This is a genomic window from Methanosarcina siciliae T4/M (assembly GCF_000970085.1).
GTDB lineage: Archaea > Halobacteriota > Methanosarcinia > Methanosarcinales > Methanosarcinaceae > Methanosarcina > Methanosarcina siciliae.
This window is the reverse complement of record NZ_CP009506.1, coordinates 4,853,625-4,873,725: the sequence shown is the minus strand read 5'-3', so window position 1 is coordinate 4,873,725 and position 20,101 is coordinate 4,853,625. Positions and strand designations below refer to the sequence as shown.

Annotated in this window: 19 protein-coding genes; 6 read left to right on the top strand and 13 right to left on the bottom strand. The window is 46.0% G+C overall.

What is annotated here, in order from left to right:
* Nucleotides 1-125: 125 nt before the first annotated feature.
* From MSSIT_RS20375 to MSSIT_RS21485, 9 genes are all read right to left on the bottom strand, one after another.
* Nucleotides 126-908, bottom strand: coding sequence for an ABC transporter ATP-binding protein (locus tag MSSIT_RS20375; protein WP_048174285.1), 783 nt, complete (start codon nt 906-908; stop codon nt 126-128).
* A complete protein-coding gene (locus MSSIT_RS20370) occupies nt 899-1,918 on the bottom strand; it encodes a FecCD family ABC transporter permease (protein WP_048174284.1) in 1,020 nt (339 codons plus the stop codon). Before MSSIT_RS20370 ends, MSSIT_RS20375 begins: the two co-directional genes overlap by 10 nt.
* Entirely contained in the window at nt 1,911-3,677 is a 1,767-nt protein-coding gene (locus MSSIT_RS20365) for a radical SAM protein (RefSeq protein WP_048174283.1), read from the bottom strand. Before MSSIT_RS20365 ends, MSSIT_RS20370 begins: the two co-directional genes overlap by 8 nt.
* A gap of 26 nt (nt 3,678-3,703) precedes the next feature.
* Nucleotides 3,704-4,327, bottom strand: coding sequence for a class I SAM-dependent methyltransferase (locus tag MSSIT_RS20360; RefSeq protein ID WP_048174282.1), 624 nt, complete (start codon nt 4,325-4,327; stop codon nt 3,704-3,706).
* 2 nt (nt 4,328-4,329) lie between these two features.
* A complete protein-coding gene (locus MSSIT_RS20355) occupies nt 4,330-5,442 on the bottom strand; it encodes an iron ABC transporter substrate-binding protein (protein WP_048174281.1) in 1,113 nt (370 codons plus the stop codon).
* A gap of 478 nt (nt 5,443-5,920) precedes the next feature.
* Nucleotides 5,921-7,015: a hypothetical protein gene (locus MSSIT_RS20350; RefSeq protein ID WP_048174280.1), complete on the bottom strand. Its 1,095-nt coding sequence runs from the start codon at nt 7,013-7,015 to the stop codon at nt 5,921-5,923.
* 127 nt (nt 7,016-7,142) lie between these two features.
* Complete coding sequence (locus MSSIT_RS20345) at nt 7,143-7,985, bottom strand: hypothetical protein (RefSeq protein ID WP_048174279.1); 843 nt, start codon at nt 7,983-7,985, stop codon at nt 7,143-7,145.
* 304 nt (nt 7,986-8,289) lie between these two features.
* Nucleotides 8,290-8,910: an ATP-binding protein gene (locus tag MSSIT_RS21490; protein ID WP_052721743.1), complete on the bottom strand. Its 621-nt coding sequence runs from the start codon at nt 8,908-8,910 to the stop codon at nt 8,290-8,292.
* 141 nt (nt 8,911-9,051) lie between these two features.
* Nucleotides 9,052-9,438, bottom strand: a complete 387-nt coding sequence (locus MSSIT_RS21485; protein WP_052721742.1) for an AAA family ATPase — start codon at nt 9,436-9,438, stop codon at nt 9,052-9,054.
* 212 nt (nt 9,439-9,650) lie between these two features.
* Between MSSIT_RS21485 and MSSIT_RS20335 the strand changes: the two genes are divergently transcribed.
* The 6 genes from MSSIT_RS20335 (at nt 9,651) to MSSIT_RS20310 (ending at nt 16,166) form a co-directional block, all read left to right on the top strand.
* On the top strand, nt 9,651-10,196 hold the full coding sequence (locus MSSIT_RS20335) for a dihydrofolate reductase family protein (protein WP_048174278.1): 546 nt from the start codon (nt 9,651-9,653) through the stop codon (nt 10,194-10,196).
* A gap of 75 nt (nt 10,197-10,271) precedes the next feature.
* Entirely contained in the window at nt 10,272-11,192 is a 921-nt protein-coding gene (locus tag MSSIT_RS20330; RefSeq protein WP_048174277.1) for a restriction endonuclease, read from the top strand.
* Nucleotides 11,193-11,715: 523 nt separating this feature from the next.
* Nucleotides 11,716-12,576: a zinc metalloprotease HtpX gene (gene htpX, locus MSSIT_RS20325; RefSeq protein ID WP_048174276.1), complete on the top strand. Its 861-nt coding sequence runs from the start codon at nt 11,716-11,718 to the stop codon at nt 12,574-12,576.
* A gap of 340 nt (nt 12,577-12,916) precedes the next feature.
* The gene (locus tag MSSIT_RS20320; protein ID WP_048174275.1) at nt 12,917-13,570 is read left to right on the top strand and encodes a thymidylate synthase; all 654 of its coding nucleotides are present in this window, start codon (nt 12,917-12,919) and stop codon (nt 13,568-13,570) included.
* Between the two features lie 92 nt (nt 13,571-13,662).
* Nucleotides 13,663-14,955, top strand: coding sequence for a 3-phosphoshikimate 1-carboxyvinyltransferase (gene aroA, locus MSSIT_RS20315; protein ID WP_048174274.1), 1,293 nt, complete (start codon nt 13,663-13,665; stop codon nt 14,953-14,955).
* Between the two features lie 230 nt (nt 14,956-15,185).
* Nucleotides 15,186-16,166, top strand: a complete 981-nt coding sequence (locus MSSIT_RS20310) for a 50S ribosomal protein L11 methyltransferase (RefSeq protein ID WP_048174273.1) — start codon at nt 15,186-15,188, stop codon at nt 16,164-16,166.
* A 303-nt stretch (nt 16,167-16,469) separates the two neighbouring features.
* On the opposite strand, the gene mcrA is transcribed toward MSSIT_RS20310, so the two are convergent.
* The 4 genes from mcrA to mcrD are packed head-to-tail and all read right to left on the bottom strand — an operon-like array spanning nt 16,470 to nt 20,080.
* A complete protein-coding gene (gene mcrA / locus MSSIT_RS20305; protein ID WP_048174272.1) occupies nt 16,470-18,182 on the bottom strand; it encodes a coenzyme-B sulfoethylthiotransferase subunit alpha in 1,713 nt (570 codons plus the stop codon).
* 10 nt (nt 18,183-18,192) lie between these two features.
* A complete protein-coding gene (gene mcrG, locus MSSIT_RS20300; RefSeq protein WP_048174271.1) occupies nt 18,193-18,939 on the bottom strand; it encodes a coenzyme-B sulfoethylthiotransferase subunit gamma in 747 nt (248 codons plus the stop codon).
* A gap of 1 nt (nt 18,940) precedes the next feature.
* Complete coding sequence (mcrC, locus tag MSSIT_RS20295; RefSeq protein ID WP_048174270.1) at nt 18,941-19,561, bottom strand: methyl-coenzyme M reductase I operon protein C; 621 nt, start codon at nt 19,559-19,561, stop codon at nt 18,941-18,943.
* 6 nt (nt 19,562-19,567) lie between these two features.
* The gene (gene mcrD, locus MSSIT_RS20290) at nt 19,568-20,080 is read right to left on the bottom strand and encodes a methyl-coenzyme M reductase operon protein D (protein WP_048174269.1); all 513 of its coding nucleotides are present in this window, start codon (nt 20,078-20,080) and stop codon (nt 19,568-19,570) included.
* Nucleotides 20,081-20,101: the final 21 nt, after the last annotated feature.

Genomic DNA, 20,101 nt, shown 5'->3' with positions numbered 1-20,101 from the left:
ATGTTCGGATTTTTATCGTGAAAGTAAAATTAAGGCGATTGCGCCTCTTTCTGTTATTCAAAAATTTGTCCATTATGTTGGTTTATTCACAATGTCCTGATTTAGTTCGATGCAGGTTCGGTGTATTATTTCCCCCGTAAGGGCAGACACACTTTTCTCTTCATATCTTCGATTTCCCGGACAGCTACCTTTACCCCATAAACCGAGGACATCATCTTGCCGGTTACAACCGTTTCAACCTCTCCCAGTGCAACCAGCCTGCCCCCTTCCAGAGCTGCGGCTCTGCTGCCCACCAGAAAAGCATGGTCAGGCATGTGAGTGTTCATCACAATGGACATTCCGAGGGAGGCAAGCCTCTGCACCGTTTCCAGCACAAGGACCTGGTTCCCAAAATCAAGGTGGGAAGTCGGCTCATCCAGTAAAAGCAGAGAAGGCTGCTGGACAAGAGCCCGGGCGATCAGGACCATCTGGCTCTGCCCGCCGCTAAGACTGGCAACCGGCCTTTCCGCAAGATCGGAAAGTCCAACCACTGCAAGCGACTCCATTGCAAGCTCCATATCTTCAGCACGGGGGGATGAAAACATGGAAAGATGAGGAGCCCGGCCCATTACCACAAAGTCCAGCACGGTGAAAGGAAACACAACCTCGTTCTGCTGGGGTACATAACCTATATGCCGGGCAATTCCCTTTGCCCCGAGAGAAGTCGTATCCTCTCCCAGAATTCGGACAGACCCGGTAGCAGGTTTGAGAATCCCTGCAATGCATTTGATCAGTGTGGATTTTCCCGCCCCGTTAGGACCCAGGATGCACATGACCTCGCCCTTTTTTAGCGAGAAAGAGACGTTTTCAAAGACCGGCCCGTTTCCATAGGAAAAAGCAAGAGAATTCACTTCCAGCATCAATTCCATCCCATGCGCCCCCTTCGGATAAGATATGCAAACAAAGGAGCACCTACAAGAGAAGTGAGGATCCCCAGAGGGATTTCCGTAGCGGCAATAGTCCTTGACAGGTCATCTACAAGCAGCAGAAAAGAGGCCCCGATGACCATGCTCATGGGCAGCAGGCGACTGTAGTTCGGACCAACTATCATCCTTGAGATATGAGGCACGACCAGCCCGACCCAGCCAATAACACCGCTGATGCTGACCGCCGCTGAAGTTAAAAGGGTTGCACAAACAATGATAACCAGGCGCATTTTTTCCACGTTCATCCCGAGAGCTTTAGCTTCCTCGTCTCCGAGGGACATGATATTGATCCTCCACCTGAGAAGGAACAGCACCAGAGCCCCGACAAAAATGGGCAACACTATGTAGAGCAAGTCCCCGTACCGGACAGTAGCAAGGCTTCCCATAAGCCAGAATACTATCGCGGGAAGTTCGTCATAAGGGTCTGCCACATACTTTACCAGGGAGGTAAGCGCCGTAAAAATAGAACTCACGATAATTCCGGAAAGCACAAAGACCAGAGTTCCCGTACCTTTGCTGGCTTTCCCCATACTTATGGCAAGAAACATGGCCAGGAGTCCGAAAGCAAAAGCCATCAACTGTATAAGCAGGTAATTATCCCAGAGCAGTATTGCCAGGCATGCTCCGAAACCCGCACCTGCACCCACTCCCAGAATATATGGAGAGACAAGGGGATTCCTGAAGATCCCCTGAAAAGAGGCGCCGGCTGTGGAAAGTGCAGCCCCTACAAGCAAAGCTGCAAGTATCCTGGGCAGCCTTACATTGAAAAGAACCGTATGTTGAGTGGAAACCGAAGCAGGGGTGCCAAAAATGAGAGATGAAAAAGCTTTCATGCTCTCGTCCACAACCGCCGAGACAGGAGTCTGATATCTCCCCACGAAAAGGGAGCCTATTAGTAAGACCAGGGGAAGCATGTACACTAGAGTAGTACGGGAATACCTGCATTCAGGCATGAGTGCACCTCAAAACATGCCAGGTCCCGGAAGTGGGCCTGTGAAAAGACCTGTTAGGCGTGGCTTTCCCATATGGCATGCCGTAAAACTGCCTGTAGAACTCATCTGCTTCTTTTTCCAGGTCGATTCCTGAGTTTCCTGGATACAGTTTGTCTGCAATATACATGAGCCCCAGGATCCAGCGGGGGTTTCCGAAATCCCAGGAGGGAGGGACTTCATAGACCCGCTGCTGTTTTACAGCATCCGTCTCTATGCCGTACTGCCGGCAGAGAGTATAGAATTCATAAAGTGGGCGGGAAAGGAAACCGGAGATGAAAATAGTATCCGGATTATTTTCATTGATAAAGGAAGGAGAAACATTTACACCCGGTTTGCCTTCCTTTTGGAGCTGCTTATTGATGCTCAAGCCCCCGGAAAATGTCACAAGGTTATTTTCCATTCTCCCGGCGTTCAGGGCAAAGAGAGGAGAGCCCATGCAGTAATACACCTTACGGCCACTGTTTTCTGCTGCAAGGGACTTAACAAGCTCCAGGCGTGTACGGATAAAGGAAATAAGCTCTTCTCCTTTTTCCGGCACATTTGCCTTTTCCGCGATTAGCCTGACAAAATCAAGATAAGCGTAAGGCTGCTGGATCATATGGTGTACCTGCATAAGGGTCCCGGAATCGGAGATTTCTCTCCAGACATCTATTAACCTGGAATCGTCCGGTATTCCCAGACATGTAAGTACTCCATGGACCATCCCGAAAGCCCGGCTTATCCGGTATCCGCCCATGAAGCCTTCCTCATTGAAGCGTTCAACGGCAGTTGTCCCTTTAACAGGCACAGTCTTTCCACAATCACAGGCATAACTTACCCAGGGTCTTACCGGTCTCGAACCCATGGGACCGTAGAACTCCCGCTCTGCAAGGAGACTGCCGCATTCGGGACAGTAAGTATTCAATAGTTCCGTACCCGGAGAATTGAAAAGATAAACATAATCCACATACTTACGCAGATCAGCGCACAGGCTCTCCGCCTCTCCTACGGAGGGCTCAAGCTCAATAGGCGCATCCCCGAAGGGGATGAATCTCATGACCTGGACAGGAATGGTTGGAGAAATATCGGATACAGCTTCTGCAACCTTTATCACATCGGTTTCATTTCCCCTTGAATAAACAACCGAAGTTTCAACATGCACTCCCATGTCAAAAAGCCGGGAAATATTGCGGAAAACGGGAGCTGATGAAGGGACTCCGCAGCTTATGTAACTCCTGTCAGAATAACCTTTGATTCCGACATTCATGAAATCCACAAGCTGCCCGAGCTTGTTCAAAGTCTCTTCTGTGAAATAGCAGTTTGTGGAACAGCCCACAAGCAAACCCTTTTCTTTTGCCTGCACTGCAAGGTCCCTGAAGAGATAATAATTTGCAGCAGGCTCATTTAAAGTGGAAACCACACCCAGGCAATCCTGCTGCAGAGCTTTTTCCACGACCTGGGAGGGAGTTAAAGTGGTACTTGAAAGAGATTTTCCTGAAGCCAGCAGACGAGCCACACACCCGGAACACTGGAAATTACAGCCCGTGCCGAAGACCTGGAGAAACTTACCTGAGGGATAATAATGAAGCAAGGGGATAGTTTCTATGGAGACTGGATATGCACCAAGGTATCCCATATCAGGGTCCTGGATAATGGTATCGCCGGTACAGACATAAGTCCCGCACCTGCCCCTGCTGTATTCATCGATTTCGCACCCGAACTCACACACATTGCACTGCATATTTTAACCTCCTTTCTTAATCTCCATTACTTTTCCTTGCTCAGGACCACCCAAAAGCCGGAATCGTCCTTAACCACATGACAGGGGATTTCAGTCCGTTCCCCGGCTTCCCGTATAGCCCGAATCGTTTCCGGGCTGAGACGCTTTTTTGAAGCAGTATGCCAGTCCGGGTCTATTTCGACCATTTGTTCAGAGATCTGGGCTTTCAACTCTTTTGTGCCAAAACCGCCCCCTATCCACGCCTGTCCACCCGGAGCAAGGACACGGGAAATTTCCCTGAAAGCCACAGGCAGGTCTTTCCAGAAAAATACGGAGCCGCGGCTTACTATGAGGGCTGCGGCGTTATCCCTGAAGGGCAGCAGGTGGACATCAGCCTGCAAAGGAACAACCTTACATGAAAGAAAGTGACGGTTAGCTTTGTCCTTTGAAAGCCTGCACATCTCCGTTGAAAAATCAACCCCATAGACCTGCATATCCGTGAGTTCCGCAACAGCGATCCCCAGGGATGCAATACCGCATCCCAGATCCAGGCATATGCCCTGATTTATCCCGCTTTCTTTGACGATATGAGCCGCTATTACAGGGTAGATAGGAGCAAAGATGTGCTCGGCAATATAGGGAAATCCCGGAGATTTGCCCTTTTCGTCCACGTTCAGGCCTCTGCTGCAGGGTTCAGGAGCGTATTCAGTTGTTCATCCGTAAGCTCGTAGTGGAAGAATTCCGAGTAGAACTCACGGGTCAGCCCGGAGAGATCCATATCTGCAAAAAGGTCCGGATACAGCATTTTTGCAGTCCAGGCAGTCCCGATTATGAGATGAGGACCCTGGGGCCTATCGATCCAGCAGAAAGGATTCTGAGGAGCAAGGTATACCCGTTTGTTCCGGACAGCATCCACGCTTTCCCAGAGAGAGTCAGAATATACGGATGCGTAAAACTGCGGATTGGAAGTGAGAATTACCTCGGGGTTCCACTCCATGACCTGTTCTATTGAAACCTGGGTCATACCGCTTCCCGGAGTTAGCGGACAGTCGGCAACATTGATACCCCCACAAATATCAATAACCTGGGAGTGCTGAGAACCTGAGGGATCGGTCATCAGGCCTTTCGGCCCTTCGGCATAGTAAACCCGTACTTTTTCATCTTCTGGAATATCTTTTACAGTGCTGTTGATCTCATCAAGGATCGAACTGCGAAACTCAATCAGTTTTTCCGCCTGGGCTTCGCAGTCAAGCAGCTTACCCACATATTCGATGGTGGGATCGGATTGTGTCACGAAGATAATGGAGCCATTAATACCAACCACCGGAATGCTGCCGAAACTTTCCTGCCTGCGCTCTATGGCGTCATTGATCTGTCCGTCCGTGGTGTATCCTTCAATTACAATGTCAGGGTCCATGCTGATTATAGTTTCATAGTTTCCGGTCTGGGTCCCGAACCAGCCTCCTATGACTGGCAGACTTGTATAATTTTCATCCATAAAAGGTTGGGTAAAATTATTTTTGAAATTCCAGCCTGCAAGCTTTTCCGGTGCAAGCATATAAACGAGAATAGTCGAAGGAGGAGAAGTAGCTACGATCGAGGAAATCTCACCCGGCACGGTTAGCTGCCTGCCCAGCATATCGGTAATCTGTACGGTATCCGAATTCTGGAGCACAACACTTGAGTTCGGAACAGCCTGCTGGTCTGTATTTTCCGCACACCCACAGGACGCAATAGCCAGAACCAGCAGAGAGAGTATTAACATTGTACCTATTTTTTCACGCATAGAAATCCCTACAGACTTTTGATGTTTTAATCGTTATGTTCGAATAAACATAAAGATATAAAAATATATTCAGTTGTTAAATAGATATACAGTCACTGAGAGTGGAAAACGCTAATGAATCTGTTTTTTGGAGCACTGTTATGTTTTTACGGCTTACGGGGAGTTTTCGGGAAATAACCTCATTATTATTTTCTGGAGTCTTTTCAGCACAGTATACCCGGAGAACGGTAACCTATTTCCTAGTTATAAAATAAATAGATTTCTATTTCAGAACAATTAGAATTTTTAGGATAACATATCAGAATCCAGAAAAAAATAAAAGCTATATAGACTGCTTGCTAGCGAATTTTCGGGACTTTAACCAGAGTGGCGGGAAAAACCGGTCCAATGCTTAAACAATGATGAAAAAGCGATATGAAAACTGAAAAACACGGTACTGCACTGTATATTACCAGTCATTTAAATCGTTCTGGCCTCATTAAACTCGTTTTCCCATTTCAAACTCGTTCCTTTTTTCAAACTCTTTCCTCACATCTACCGGCACCCTGTTAAAAGGGCATCCAAAATAAATACAGCGGGAGCACTCATACCGCCGTATTGTCAGCAAGAAAAGCAAAATGGAAATGCAGTAAGCCCCCAGAAGGAACGGCATTTTCAAAAGCCAGGGAAGCGGAAAGAGAAGCACGACTATGAACCCCATTGTGGTAATAACGAGATCGAATTTTCCCGGCGGATGCGGCCTGGGCCTGAAATGCCTTGGCCAGCCCCAGTTCATCATGCACCTCAAACTTTTTTCTCCCCTGACAAAATAAGGGCAATGAGTACAGAAAAAGCGCTGTTCCAGGATATCGAAATGGAAAAAAACTATGAAAATATATGCAAGAAGCCACCCTGTTGAACTGATACCGATCGCAATCCCTGCCGAAAATAGAATAGTCAGCGTTACGAAGTTCCAGTAAAGAAAGTCCTTAAACTCATGTTTTGTTCGCAAGGAAACGCATAGGTATGAACATGACTTCCGAATCCCTTTTCCGGAAAACTCAAAGTTCCCGGAAAGCCTATCCTCATTCTCAAACTCTTTTTTGACATCTGAAGGCACCCGATTCATAGGACACTCGAAGTTCAGGCACCTTACGCACTCGTACCGCCTGGCTGTCAAAAAGAACAGTACCCAGGAAACACCATAAGCCCCCAGCAGCAGAGGGTCCCTGACCAGCCAGTAGACCGGAAAGAGAAACATGGGGAGAGCTCCGAGAATAGTCATCGCCTTTTCAAAAGAGCTGTGAGGACCGGGACGGGCTTTGAAAATCTTTGGCACTCCCGAAAGCATCATGCATTTTACACATCCCTTGCTTCTGATATAGTAAAGGCAGTGGGTACAGGCAAAGCGAAATTCGATTACCAAGAAGAAAAAAAGAGCTATTCCAATGTAAACGGCAACCCATTTGAGAGAATCCCTGGCAATTGCAATTGAGCCGATGAGGAAGGGGATCATATTGAAAAAATTCCAGTAAAGGCGGTCTCTGATAGAGTGATCTGCTTTAAGGGGAAACATAGTGCCTTCAGATGACATGCAGGAGTTTTTGGGGAGGAAAGGTAAAAAGGTTATGATTTAAAAAGCAAAAAAGAAAAACAAGCTTAACAATCGAATAGGGGCGATCCCTGAGTTCAGATATTCCGGAACATGGCCAATAAACATTTCAAAGAGTTTCGCATTTTGGATTTACTTCCAAAAAGAAGCCATTTTTTTCAAAGCCTTTCCTGTTAGGATTAGCCGGAATCCAAAAGTCATGATGTTTACCCTCGTTTAAAGCTAACTCTTTGAAGGTGATTCTCGCTCTTACATCCAGCTTAACAGGAGCTTTAATTTTCTCCGAACCAGAAGATTTTATGAACATGAGGCAAATTCCACCCATCAATCTGTTACCAATGCTGTGAAAAGCTTTTCTATCAATTGTCCACTCGACCCCGTTCAGGAGATTTCCCTCCTCATCTGTGGTTACAATTGTTTTCAAATACCAGGGGTAAGCATGAGAACTGGGCACTACATCTTTTTCAAGTTCACCAAGCATATCCATTACTTCCCCTACCTGTGAAACCGAAGGGATTTTTGTGGTATCTCCAATGAGTTTTGCAGTTCTTCCCGTTATTTTCATCCAGGAGTCACAAAAGGTATCCCAGAGGTTTTTATTGGTCATAAGAGGAGGTTTTAAAGTTGCGGTCAGTTCCCGGACCGTATAGTTTGTATTTGAAGTGCGGAAAAAAATCTGCACGATAATTGTGTTTGTTTTTTTCAAACATTTGATCCAATCGAGGGTCGGTCTCTCCCTTTCATCCAGATGAGACATGAAACTCAGTGTCCAGATATATTCATAGGCATAAAAATCATACATCTCATTTTTTGGTGTAACAATGGGGAGACAGCTCAAAGATGGTTCAGTTTCACCCATAATTCTCAAGCATCCGCTCCTGATCAAGCCTTTAAAATACTCATCATCCAGGGAATCGGTTTCAATTTTAAACGATTTTTCCATTATTGCCATAGACAAACCCCTTAACCCATTTTCAGCCTGAATTCCATCCGTAACGCCCGCTGATATGTCTACTTTACAAAAGCATACTTTACAAAAGCATACTTTACAAAATACATTATGCAGCCCGATCCCGTAAAGAAAAGATCTAAAACAGATCTAGAAACAGATCCAAAAACAGATCTAAAAAACCGGGCAGGAAATTAATCCCACTTACAAAAAGCATCCAACACACTTAAGTTTTTCAGAAAAATCCTGCCAGGTCGGACCACCAGGAAAAGTCTCAAACAATAGCAAAAATTCATTCCCATGCATTTCATGTTTTTAGCATCCACTTCCACAACGGCATGTACCTTATCCCATTTTCTGTTTTTTCAGTGTCTTTTGTGAGCAGAAGGAGTTCTTTCACCTGAGCTCCGAAGCCTTCCACCCCTGAAAACTCTTCCAGTGCCCGTATTTCTCTTTCCTCAATCCTATCGGTGTAGCAGACGTTTATAGCGGTCAGTGAATTTTCCTCTTCCTTAACTATGAAATCCACCTCACCCCCATTTTTCCAGTAATATATTTCTTTTCCCCGGCGCATGAGCTCAAGGAAAACCAGATTTTCGGCAAGCTTGCCCTCGTCTTTTGAAAAGGTGAAAGATACGGCGTTCCGAAGTCCGTTGTCTATGCAGTATACCTTTCTGGGGTTTATTGCCTGTGCCTTTAAAGAATAACTGAAGAGAGGCAGAAAATAGACAAGGGAGATGTCCTCCAGGTGAGATATGTATTCGAGGAGAGTGCCTTTTGAGGCTTCCTGATCCTGCTTTATCACTTTATAATAGGAAGTCGCGCTGAAAGGATTCCCAATGTTTGTTATCAGGTATTTTGTGAGAGTTTTGAGCAGGGTGGTATTTCGGATAGAGAAGCGTTCTACAAGGTCCCTGTAGATCATCATTTCAAAGTAATCCTGAAGAATCTTCTTCCGGGACTCCGGAGCTTCGAGTACGACTTCGGGAAATCCACCTTCATAGAGGTACTCCTCAAAGGACTTCTTAAGTTCAAAACGCTGCCTGGAGTACTCAAAATCCTTAACAGGCTAAACTCCCCGAAAATCCAGATACTCCAGAAAATCCAGAGGATAGAGGTAAAAAGAAAGAGTTCGACCTCTAAGACTTGTTGCAAGCTCCTTTGAGAGCATTTTCGAACTCGACCCCGTAAGAAAGAGTTTCAAATCTCCCCTGTCGTAGAGCCTGCGCACATAGACTTCCCATCCCGGAACATTCTGCATCTCATCAAAAAAAAGATACAGCTCCCGGTCCACATTTTTAGGGTAGAGTTCATAATACGCCTCAAGGATTGAGTTAAGGTCCTTAACATCCAGCGGCAGGATTCTCTCGTCCTCGAAGTTGATGTAAAGAATTCTTTCTCTTCCCACACTCGCTTCGAGCTGCCCTATAATCTGGAAAAATGTACAAAAGACCACTATGAGAGAGACTGTGTATCCCTACCTAATATGGTAAAGGCGAGAGAAAATCAGAGCAAAAACTTCACCCGAGCTGCGTGAATAGCTTACCCCGTCTGTCCTGTCCCGTTCGCTTGCGAACGGCCCGAACCATAAAACAACTGAAATGAAACAATAAATAAAAAGCAAAATCACATAAAATCAAGTAACAATTACTGAAAGGGGAAGGGATAATGAAAGAAAATAATCCCGTAATAAAACTCTACATCGCCTGCAGCCTTGATGGCTTTATAGCCCGGGAAAACGGCAATATCGATTGGTTAACTGAATACGAAAACAGTTCCGAAACCGACTACGGATATTCCGAATTCTACTCCTCGATCGGCACAGTCCTTATGGGCAGGAAAACCTATGAACAGGTACTGGGCTTCGGAGTATGGCCTTACGGAGAGAAGAAAACGTATGTTTTTACAAGACAAAACGAACCCCTGCGCCGCGAAAGAAATATAGAATTTGTTTCCGGGGACGTAGGGAAATTTGTGCGCCGGCTGAAAGAAAATACTGATGAAGATATCTGGCTCGTGGGCGGTTCGCAGCTTATCAGGGCATTTCTCGAAGAAGACCTTGTGCAGGATTTGATTATTTTCGTTGTTCCGGTAATTCTTGGGGGTGGGATTCCGCTGTTTAACCGGATTGGGAAGGAAGTCAGGCTCAGGATGATTGATACGAAGAGGTATGAGAATGGGCTGGTGAGGTTGGAATATAAAATTGAAGGATGACATAAGAAAAATAGCAAACCATAAAAGGAAAGACATTAAAAAATTTGGATAAGAAAATGGTTTTTGAGTGGTTTGATGGTAATTCCAGATTATCAGTCCTTAATGCTCCCTCTGTTAAAGTATGCAGAAAACGGCAAAGAACATCGAATACGTGATGCGATTGAACAGTTAGCCGAAGAATTCAGGCTGAGTGAAGAAGAAAGAAAAGAGCTACTGCCAAGCGGCCAGCAAGTTATTTTTAAAAACAGAGTCGGATGGGCTAATACTTATCTGAAAAAGGCCGGACTTCTGAACTCCGGAAAAAAGGGATATTTTTCCATTACACGGAGAGGGTTGGATGTTCTTAAAGAAAAACCTCCTTCCATTGATGTTAATTTTTTAAAGCGGTATAAAGAATTTAATGAGTTTTACAATAAAGACAAAACGATTTTAATTGATAAGCCAGATGTTCCTGAAATAGAAGGAAAAAAAGCTCTCGATCCCGAAGAGTCCCTCGAAATTGCTTACCAGAAACTTCACAACGAACTTGTTTCCGAAATTCTCTCTACCACTAAAAAATGCTCTCCTACTTTCTTTGAATCACTGGTTGTCGATGTCCTGACAAAAATGGGTTATGGAGGTTCAAGAGCCGATGCCGGGAAAGCTGTTGGCAAAAGTCACGACGGTGGTATTGATGGCATTATAAAAGAAGATAGGCTTGGGCTTGATGTTATTTATATACAGGCTAAGCGCTGGGAAGGTACAGTCACAAGACCTGAAATTCAGAAATTCGCCGGAGCCCTGATAGGAAAGAAGGCAAAGAAAGGAGTCTTCATAACGACCTCGAATTTTTCAAAAGAAGCTATTGAATATGCAGACTTTACAGGGAACATTGTCCTTATCGACGGGGAGGTGCTTGCAAGGCTAATGATTGAATATGATGTTGGGGTTTCGAAGGTCAAATCATATGAAGTGAAGAAGATGGACACCGATTATTTTGAAGACGGAGTAATCTGAATACCGGGCGTTCAGCTTGAAAGGAGCATAATTCTTTGGACTCCGATTAGCCCGGAAAAATCTAAGCTTCATCACTTTCATGAAAAACTCCATAAAAATTTCTTTTAATAAATAATATATACTTGAAACTCCCATATTACAGTTTGAAATCGAACTAAAAAACGAAGTTCGAAGACAAAATCAGCATAATAATCTCTAAACCGGGAATCTGACGGTGTTGCAACTTAAAACATGAGAGTTGAACCGGAAGGTGGAATGAGACTTCTTGTAAAAAAATAAACCTTCCCGTTTGGGGAATAAATCTTCTATTTTATGGAATTAAAATGTATTTTTGGATAAATCAGGAAACTAAAATGGTACAAAAGTACAAATCTTCCGAATAGGAGATAAAAAATATATATCTGTAGCCAAAAGATATATGTTTGATACTATTCAAGCAAAATTACAGAAACAACTGCAAAACATACGTATCAAAAGACCGAAAACCCAGACATTAGCCTGGGAGGACGTCGTGTGAGAAGTCATGAAAAATATGTTTAGAACCACAGTTCTGCTTGCTTCCCTGACAGGGCTCCTGGTACTTATAGGAGATTACTTCGGCGGAACGGGCGGGATGATTATTGCTTTTCTTTTTGCAGTAATCATGAACTTTGGAAGTTACTGGTACAGCGACAAGATTGTACTGAAAATGTACAGGGCAAGAGAAGTAACCCCTGCAGAGTCCCCGAACCTTCACAAGATTGTTGACGGGCTGGCTCTCAAAGCAAATATTCCAAAGCCCAAAGTGTATGTTGTTGATTCCGGGATGCCAAACGCATTTGCAACCGGCAGGAACCCGCAGCATGCGGCTGTAGCTGTTACGACCGGGATTCTCAACCTGCTCTCCTTTGAGGAGATCGAAGGTGTGCTGGCACACGAGCTTGCACACGTAAAGAACAGGGATACCCTGATCAGTGCGGTGGCTGCAACCATTGCAGGTGTAATTACCATGCTGGCTACCTGGGCTCGCTGGGCTGCAATCTTCGGCGGCTTTGGCGGCAGGGACGACGACAACGGAGGCATCATCGGGTTTATCGTAATGGCGGTGCTTGCTCCGCTTGCTGCAACCCTGATCCAGCTTGCAATCTCAAGGTCAAGGGAATTTGCAGCTGACGAAGAAGGAGCAAGAATCTCTAAAAAACCCTGGGCTCTTGCCGATGCCCTTGAAAAGCTCGAGTACGGAAACTCCCACTTCAAGCCAGGCATCAGGGATGTCCAGGCAAAAGAGACCAGCGCACACATGTTCATCGTAAACCCGCTCAAAGGTGGAACGCTCCAGTCTCTTTTCAGGACTCACCCGGTAACTGATGAGAGGGTAAAACGCCTGAGGGCAATGAGATTCTAAAGCCCTCTAAAACATTTTTTTACTTTTGCTTTCTATTTTGTTTCTATCTTTTTTTCAGCCTGTTTTCCGTCTCATCTTCTCTCTGAAAGTTTTCCGGTATTTTTTTAAATTTAGCGTGCTATATGTTATCAAATTACACAGTAAATAGTCAGAATCCGCAGGAGAAAAAGCACTTATAAAAGAAAGTGATAGATAGAGGGGAAGGGGCAAATAGCCAATAAAACAAAGTCAGCAAAAGCATCAGTTTTAACTCATTAGTTCATGATAAATATACTGTAAATAGCAGGTAAATTAGATAATGATCGTTAAAAACTATCCTAATCTGATACGGGGATTTTCTATGGAAGACAAGTTTGAGATTGGCAGGATCATCAGGGCAAAGAATATCTCTGATGCATGGTACCGCGGGCTTAACATCATCTGGAACCACGGGCAGGTAATTACCGACGAAAGGGGGAGCCAGATAAGGGAATTCATGGACCTGATGGTAGTAATTGAAAACCCCTATAAGGACAGAATTCCCGAAGATACCGCCTGGAACGAAGAAAGGCTCGAAGAGTATGCAAAACAGCTGATTTCGGGCGAAAATGCACAGGATTTTGAGTACACATACGGGCAGCGCCTCAGGAACTGGAATGAAGAAGTGGACCAGATCGAATACGTAATCGAGAAACTGAAGGAAAGCCCCACTTCCCGGCGGGCTACGGCTGTCACCTGGATCCCGCCTGTGGACACGAAAGTCAATGAAGTCCCCTGCATGATCCTGGACGATTTCAAAATCCGGGACGGGAAAGTCCACCTCACAACCCTCTTCAGGAGCCACGACTTCGGAGGAGCCTACCCTGCAAACCTTTACGGGATCTCAAAACTTCTTGAATATGTTGCCGGAAGAGTAGGGGTTGAACCGGGAATGATCACCACAGTCAGTATTTCAGCCCACGTCTATGACCACGACTGGGACATGGTAGAAAATATCGTGAAAGGCATAAACTGAAAGGTTTTCAAGCAAATTTTTAATCAAAAAAGCAGGCATTTGAATCTCAGGAAAAACTCCGGAATAAAAAAATCGAAGAGCTCTGATTATACATGCGCGTTTCCATCAGCAAATCCTCGGTCAAAGGGGAAGTCTTTGCCCCTCCTTCAAAGAGTTATACCCACAGGGCTATAACCCTGGCAGCCCTTTCAAAAGAATCGATCATTCACCGTCCCCTGCTCTCCGCCGATACCCTCGCCACAATCAGAGCTTCCGAGATGTTCGGAGCCTCGGTTGAAAGAAAGGAAGAAAATCTCATCATTAAAGGATTTAATGGAAAACCCAATGTTCCCGATGATGTGATTGATGCTGCAAACTCAGGGACAACCCTTCGCCTCATGACCGCAATAGCAGGGCTAACGGAAGGGATCACGGTACTTACCGGAGACTCTTCTCTCCGCACCCGGCCAAACGGGCCCCTTCTCAAAACTCTTAACCAGCTGGGAGCCAGTACCTGTTCTACCCGGGGAAATGAAAGGGCTCCGCTTGTAGTCAAAGGCGGGCTTGAGGGAAAAGAAGTGAACATTGAAGGATCTATCAGTTCGCAGTTCATCTCTGCCCTCCTTATAGCCTGTCCTCTTGCAGAAAACAGTACCACACTTTCCATTATAGGGAAACTGAAGTCAAGACCTTACGTAGACGTAACCATTGAGATGCTTGAACTGGCAGGAGTCAAAATCCACACCGATGAGAATAACGGCACGAAGTTCATCATCCCCGGGAAGCAAAAATACGACCTCAAAGAATATACCATTCCGGGCGACTTTTCTTCGGCGTCTTACCTGCTTGCAGCCGCAGCCATGACCGAGGGGTCCGAAATTACCGTTAAAAACCTCTTTCCCTCAAAACAGGGAGACAAACTGATTATCGAAACCCTGAAACAGATGGGAGCAGACATCGGCTGGGAAAGAGAAGCCGGTATTGTGACCGTCAGAGGAGGAAAGAAATTAAAAGCCATTACCTTCGATGCCGGAGCAACCCCTGACCTTGTCCCGACTGTCGCCGTCCTGGCAGCAGTTGCCGAAGGGACAAGCAGGATTGAGAATGCTGAGCACGTCCGCTATAAGGAAACAGACCGCCTTCGAGCCCTTGCAACCGAACTCCCGAAACTTGGTGTCAAGCTTGAAGAAGAGAAAGATAGTCTGACCATCACCGGAGGAGAACTGAAAGGAGCAGCAGTCCACGGCTGGGACGACCACAGGATTGTTATGTCCCTTGCCCTTGCAGGGATGGTAGCAGGAAACACGACAATTGACACAACCGAATCCGTTGCGATCTCTTACCCGGACTTCTTTAAAGATATGTCCAATCTTGGAGTAAAGCTTGAACAGATTTCGGAAGAATGAGTCTAAAATACAATCCGGATCCCTAATTGCAGATTAATTCAGATTAATTCAGATTTTATTTAACTTTGAGAACCGATATGAAAGGAATCCTCATCCTTTCAGCATTTTCTTTTTTTGAATTAACTTCCAACCGGCAAAAGGAATCATTTACCTTCTAAACGAATCCGGACCGGAATCCAAGAAGAATAAGAATGGCATAGTACTTATAGAAAATATCCATATTTAAGCATATGGAAATAAGATGCAGGTGTGGAGATACGTGCATAAGGCCTGTTTCGGAAGCACTGAAAGACATTGAATTATTCTATAAACCATGCAACGATTGCAAAACAGAAAAAATAAGAAAATTCTCTCCTCTGGCAGAACAAATTAACCTGGACGAAATAGATAACAATTTTGGAAGTTGTGACTGCGGGAAGAGGCAACTTGATATTGTAATGGCTCACGTGCTAAAAGTAATGATCGATGAAGGAATAAAAGATAAAAAAGCCAATTTGAGAAATGCCTGTGTTCCTCTTGTAACCCCTGGCTATCCGACCGATTCTGTTCCCTATTTGCCTGAAAATTCTTTAATAATATTGTCCAATGAAGTAGATAAAAAATGTGCTGAAAGAATTGTAAAGGAAGTTGGAGAAGTTAAAGGGGTATTAAAGGGAGATGCAAGAAAAACTGTGGGTATAAAAGATTCCGACTCAAATCCTCATGTATATGAACTTCTTGCCGGATGCGATTTGAGATGCGATATTATACAGACTCCTTACGGGGCTTTGGGGATATACAAATATCAGCATGAAATTCATATAGAGTTTCCAACGGTAGAATCCCCCAAAATAGAGATACTTAAAAAAGCTTTGAATGAGTATGATAAGCCTTCTGTTCTTGATTGTACCTGTGGTCCCGGGACACTGGGACTCACATGCCTTAAAGCCGGCGCTCAAAAAGTTGTTTTTAATGACATATGGAAGCCTGCAACAGAGACTACTTTGGTTAATTTAGAAGCAAATGGATTTCCGGTCAAACTTTCAGGCAGCGAAGAAGAATTAATAGCATCCGGAGAAAAATTTGAAATTTATAGTATGGATGTAAGAGAATTAGTGAATTGTCTGGATGAAAAATTCGATATTTGTATTGTAGATACGTTTCCCGGTGTGGATACAGCAGAATTTGTGGAAGCCGCAGGCAAATTAGGCAAAAAAGTAGTCGTGATTTGAAGTAGGATTATATGAACCTGGAATGGAAAGAATGCTGTTTAATGGCCCTTATCCAGTTAAAAAATGAGATTTTTATCCAATGCGGAGATCTATCGGAATTGGGAGCTTATAAATCGCATCTTAAATACAAATCATATTAATCCTTTTCAGTACATCAAAAATCCGAGGGAAAACCGATTTACAATCTGAATACACATTTTTATGGCAGGACGCCGTGCTCCTGAAGCGCAATTCGGGTGGGAAAAAGAGAGAAAAAGCAGGCCCGAAGGCCTACTCTTTTTTAAAGTGTTTGATTTATTGAGTTTATTTTGCCGGGATGATGAGGGATCTCTCACCAGCAGGCACGAACTCTCTGATGGCACCGCGGCCGAACTCTCTCCTGGGCTCTGCGAAGTTGAAGGGCATGAGCTCGTCAGCGAAGCAGACCTTGAGGAGTGGGTTGACGGTGAATGCGTCGCCACGGCCTGAGTGGGCTGCCTGAGCGATACCTGCGTATCCGCCCTGGTGACCGACGTTCATTGCGTAGTTCGGATAGTTTGGACCACGGAGTTCGTCTGGGAGACCTTCGTCGCCCTGGTAGGACAGAACGTTTGTGGCACCACACTGGTCCTGCAGGTCGAAACCGAAGAAGCCGAGGCGGCCCCATGCTTCCTTGTGGACATACATGGAGAGGTACCAGCCGGAGAGACCAGCGTTGGCGTTTCCGGTTGCAAGGGCACATGCAACACCGGATGCAGCTGCGAGCACGGTTGCTCTCTGGGATCCACCGAAGTGGTCTTCAAGGGCAGTCGGGAACTTCTCGTATGTCTCGATACCGTAGAGTGTGGACTCGGTTGCGATGTCCTTTACGACGTCGAGGGTTGCCTTAACCTTGTTGTCAGTACCCAGATTCGCAGCACCGTTGTACTTGTCGTTGATGTAGTCAACGTCGTAGTAGGTGTTGTTGTCGAGGATGTCATCGGTGTATGCAGCGGTTGCATACTGGGTGAACCCGACACCACCGGACATGTAGGACCCGAGCCAGATCTGGTCGTAGAGCATACAGCCTGCACCGACTACTTCAAGGGCAATCTTTGCGGGGTCTTTGGATACACGGCTTGTCTGGACGATGTCTGAGAGGTGACCGAAGGAAAGTCCACCGGGCTCGTTTGGTCCGCGGGCACGCCTTGCGGGGAGCATTTCACCCATGGAGACAAGGGCTGCGTGTTTTGCAGCGAAAGACAGGTCAGCGACGGCTGCTTCACCGGCACACATTGCGTATGCGGAGATGAAAGACATACCGATCTGCATGGCTGCCCACCTGGAGGTCTGAGCACCGTCAGTTGTTCTGGAGACAATTGTTGGGATGTGGATTGCCTGCCAGGTTGTCTTGCCGATGGAGGCCTTAATCTGGGCTGCCTGTTCTTCAGAGAACATCTTGTTGATGTTGATAACGTACTGCTTGTCGACTTCGTCTGCAAGTTCGTCGTCACCGGTGAAGATCTTTACATAACAGTCGTCCACAAGAGCGGGATGGGTTTCGACCATCATTTCCTGAACCACTGCTGCACCGGGCATGGCGTGGTTGAGGGTCTCGAGATAGTGGTTGATGGTTTCAGGGGTAACTTCCTTACCAAGCCTCTTCTCAAGGGTCTCGTGAGCCATGTCAAGACCGACGATACAGGTTCTCCTGATGTCATCCCACATCTGCTGCATTGCAGCGTTGTTGACGTAGTGGAGGTCGTCAGGTTCTGCAACGATGTCAGTTCCGGAAACAGTATAAGGAGTAATTGCACGCTGACCGAGAGGAGCACCCATGTGCATCATCGGGTTGTAGAATGCAATGCCTCTCTTCTCTGCGATTTCTTTCCCGGCCTTAATCATTTCCTGCTTTCTTGCATCCTGTTCAGGGCCGAGTCTCAGGAACTTTTCAGTCTTGCCGGTGATGTCGCCGCCAGCCTGCTGGTTTGAACCGTATTCCTGTGTGAACTTGACTTCCATTGATTTTTTGAATTTAGAGAAAATGTCTGCTGCCATTATGATCACCTCATTTAGGCTGGAATCCGTAGCTTGTTCTCTGGTCGAATACTCTGTGTACCCATTCAATGACTTCTGAATCGTCCCTGAAGGCTACATTGTCCACACGGTAGATGGTGGTCCTCTTTGCGGCTTCTTCGCTGGACATTGGCTTGCCGAGGTTTACTTTCCTGTCGAGTGGGATTGCGACCTGGTCCTTGTCCATAATGATGACGCCACCTTCGAGTCTTCTCCTGTCGAGCATGTCGAACATTACACCGTCTTCCTGGAGACGGACAGAGTGACCGTGTACAGTTGCACCACGCATACCTGCGAGTGCGGGGTCTGTCATTTCGGTTTCCATCTGGACCTTGGCGCACTGTTCCATGTCTCTTTCACGGGCTTCAACAATCTGACGACCGGAAAGGGTACCTGGGTCCACACCTCTGAAGTTGATTGCTGCGAAGTATGATCTGAAGTAAGGGGTAGCTGGAGCGTTGTACATTGAGTCAGCGAACTGAACGTATCTGACCCTGTCTCCTGCTGCTGCACCGGGTGTTGCTGCTACAGCCTCGCGGATAGAGCATGCAGGCTCGCCCATCTCTGCAAGTGGTGGGTGGGTGCTTGGGTAGTCGCTCCCTGGGGCACGGTGTCCGAGAACTGCAGTTAAGTCTTCGTCGGAAATTTCCCTGAGTTTCTCAAGTTTTCCGGACATGTGCTTTCTTCTGTTAGCGCCGACAGATGTAGCGCCTGGATAATACTGTGCTTCGTATGCCATCTCATGCAACTCCTTTATGATCTTCTAATTGGTCTAGTGTCGTCTTGACGTATTTAACAATTGAATTTAGTTTATCCCTGGGACAGAAGTCACCGCGTGTAACTCCACTTACCATATCCATTACAATTCCTTTTGTACGAATGTTTTCATCCCTTGGCATCACTAATCTCGTCTTTATCCCTGCTTCTGCAAAATCTTCAAAATCCACCGGGATCTGGCTGACAACGATTGCCGGTATATCAGCCTGGCTCAGAATCTCCCTGGTTTTTCTGATTACGTGGTCCTTGATATTTCCGAGGTGAATAACAGCCAGTTTGTGCATTTCAATCTGTGCGACTTCTACCGGACTCAGTGCAAATGATCCAGTCCTCAAGCCGTATTCGGGTATCCCTGAACCTGAGTAGAGCACGAGTACACTCACCTGAATGTTTTCTTTCCTCATTCCGTATGTAATCTCACATACCGGTTTTGTGATATGCCTCTGTCCGGGACTCATGGCAATAGCAACCACATCGGCACGCCCGGCTTCCGAAAGAGTGCCTCTTTGAGCCAGCCCTCCTCCCTTGCCAAGTCCTGCGCCGCATCGGCAGTCAACTACCTGCGTTTCCCGGTCGATCATCATACTTTTTCACTCATCTTTATCTTTGTCATCTTCTTTCTCTTGTTTCTCGATGAAGACGAGCTGGTTTGCCTTGGCTTTGGGATCTACCATACCAAGCAAGCGAGAATCGGTTTCAGGACCAAGTTTTGCATAGTCAGTAACTGTAGGCTTTCTTCTGAGGAAATGCCCTTCCCTGAATTCAAAAGAGAACGGGAGCATCTTATCGCATACTGATCTGACCTTTTCTTTAGTTTCGGCATTTGCGATTTCAAGCCTGATCCTGCCTACACTGATCTTAAGCTCAACAACCTGATCTCCGATCTGAATAGGCTTCCTTAAGGGGTGTTCGACCTTTTCCCCAGTGCCAGGACCTGCAGAAACCCTTTCCGGGAGTCTTGGGCCCTGGATCATAACGCGGATTATCCCGTCAACCTGATAGAGCTCAGAGATAAGCTTCTGAGCGGTTTCAGGGGACAGGATTCTACTGGGAAAGATTTCGATTTGTATAGAATCTTCCGTGTTTGAAGCAGAGTCTGACATCTTTAGACCTTTCATTTAATT

What these genes read in the sequence shown, in the direction of transcription:
- MSSIT_RS20375 (WP_048174285.1), bottom strand. Translation starts at nt 908, where the DNA reads ATGGAATTGATGCTGGAAGTGAATTCTCTTGCTTTTTCCTATGGAAAC.
- MSSIT_RS20370 (WP_048174284.1), bottom strand. Translation starts at nt 1,918, where the DNA reads ATGCCTGAATGCAGGTATTCCCGTACTACTCTAGTGTACATGCTTCCC.
- MSSIT_RS20365 (WP_048174283.1), bottom strand. Translation starts at nt 3,677, where the DNA reads ATGCAGTGCAATGTGTGTGAGTTCGGGTGCGAAATCGATGAATACAGC.
- MSSIT_RS20355 (WP_048174281.1), bottom strand. Translation starts at nt 5,442, where the DNA reads ATGCGTGAAAAAATAGGTACAATGTTAATACTCTCTCTGCTGGTTCTG.
- MSSIT_RS20350 (WP_048174280.1), bottom strand. Translation starts at nt 7,015, where the DNA reads ATGTCATCTGAAGGCACTATGTTTCCCCTTAAAGCAGATCACTCTATC.
- MSSIT_RS20345 (WP_048174279.1), bottom strand. Translation starts at nt 7,985, where the DNA reads ATGGCAATAATGGAAAAATCGTTTAAAATTGAAACCGATTCCCTGGAT.
- MSSIT_RS21490 (WP_052721743.1), bottom strand. Translation starts at nt 8,910, where the DNA reads ATGATGATCTACAGGGACCTTGTAGAACGCTTCTCTATCCGAAATACC.
- MSSIT_RS20335 (WP_048174278.1), top strand. Translation starts at nt 9,651, where the DNA reads ATGAAAGAAAATAATCCCGTAATAAAACTCTACATCGCCTGCAGCCTT.
- MSSIT_RS20330 (WP_048174277.1), top strand. Translation starts at nt 10,272, where the DNA reads ATGGTAATTCCAGATTATCAGTCCTTAATGCTCCCTCTGTTAAAGTAT.
- htpX (WP_048174276.1), top strand. Translation starts at nt 11,716, where the DNA reads ATGAAAAATATGTTTAGAACCACAGTTCTGCTTGCTTCCCTGACAGGG.
- MSSIT_RS20320 (WP_048174275.1), top strand. Translation starts at nt 12,917, where the DNA reads ATGGAAGACAAGTTTGAGATTGGCAGGATCATCAGGGCAAAGAATATC.
- aroA (WP_048174274.1), top strand. Translation starts at nt 13,663, where the DNA reads ATGCGCGTTTCCATCAGCAAATCCTCGGTCAAAGGGGAAGTCTTTGCC.
- MSSIT_RS20310 (WP_048174273.1), top strand. Translation starts at nt 15,186, where the DNA reads ATGGAAATAAGATGCAGGTGTGGAGATACGTGCATAAGGCCTGTTTCG.
- mcrA (WP_048174272.1), bottom strand. Translation starts at nt 18,182, where the DNA reads ATGGCAGCAGACATTTTCTCTAAATTCAAAAAATCAATGGAAGTCAAG.
- mcrG (WP_048174271.1), bottom strand. Translation starts at nt 18,939, where the DNA reads ATGGCATACGAAGCACAGTATTATCCAGGCGCTACATCTGTCGGCGCT.
- mcrC (WP_048174270.1), bottom strand. Translation starts at nt 19,561, where the DNA reads ATGATGATCGACCGGGAAACGCAGGTAGTTGACTGCCGATGCGGCGCA.
- mcrD (WP_048174269.1), bottom strand. Translation starts at nt 20,080, where the DNA reads ATGTCAGACTCTGCTTCAAACACGGAAGATTCTATACAAATCGAAATC.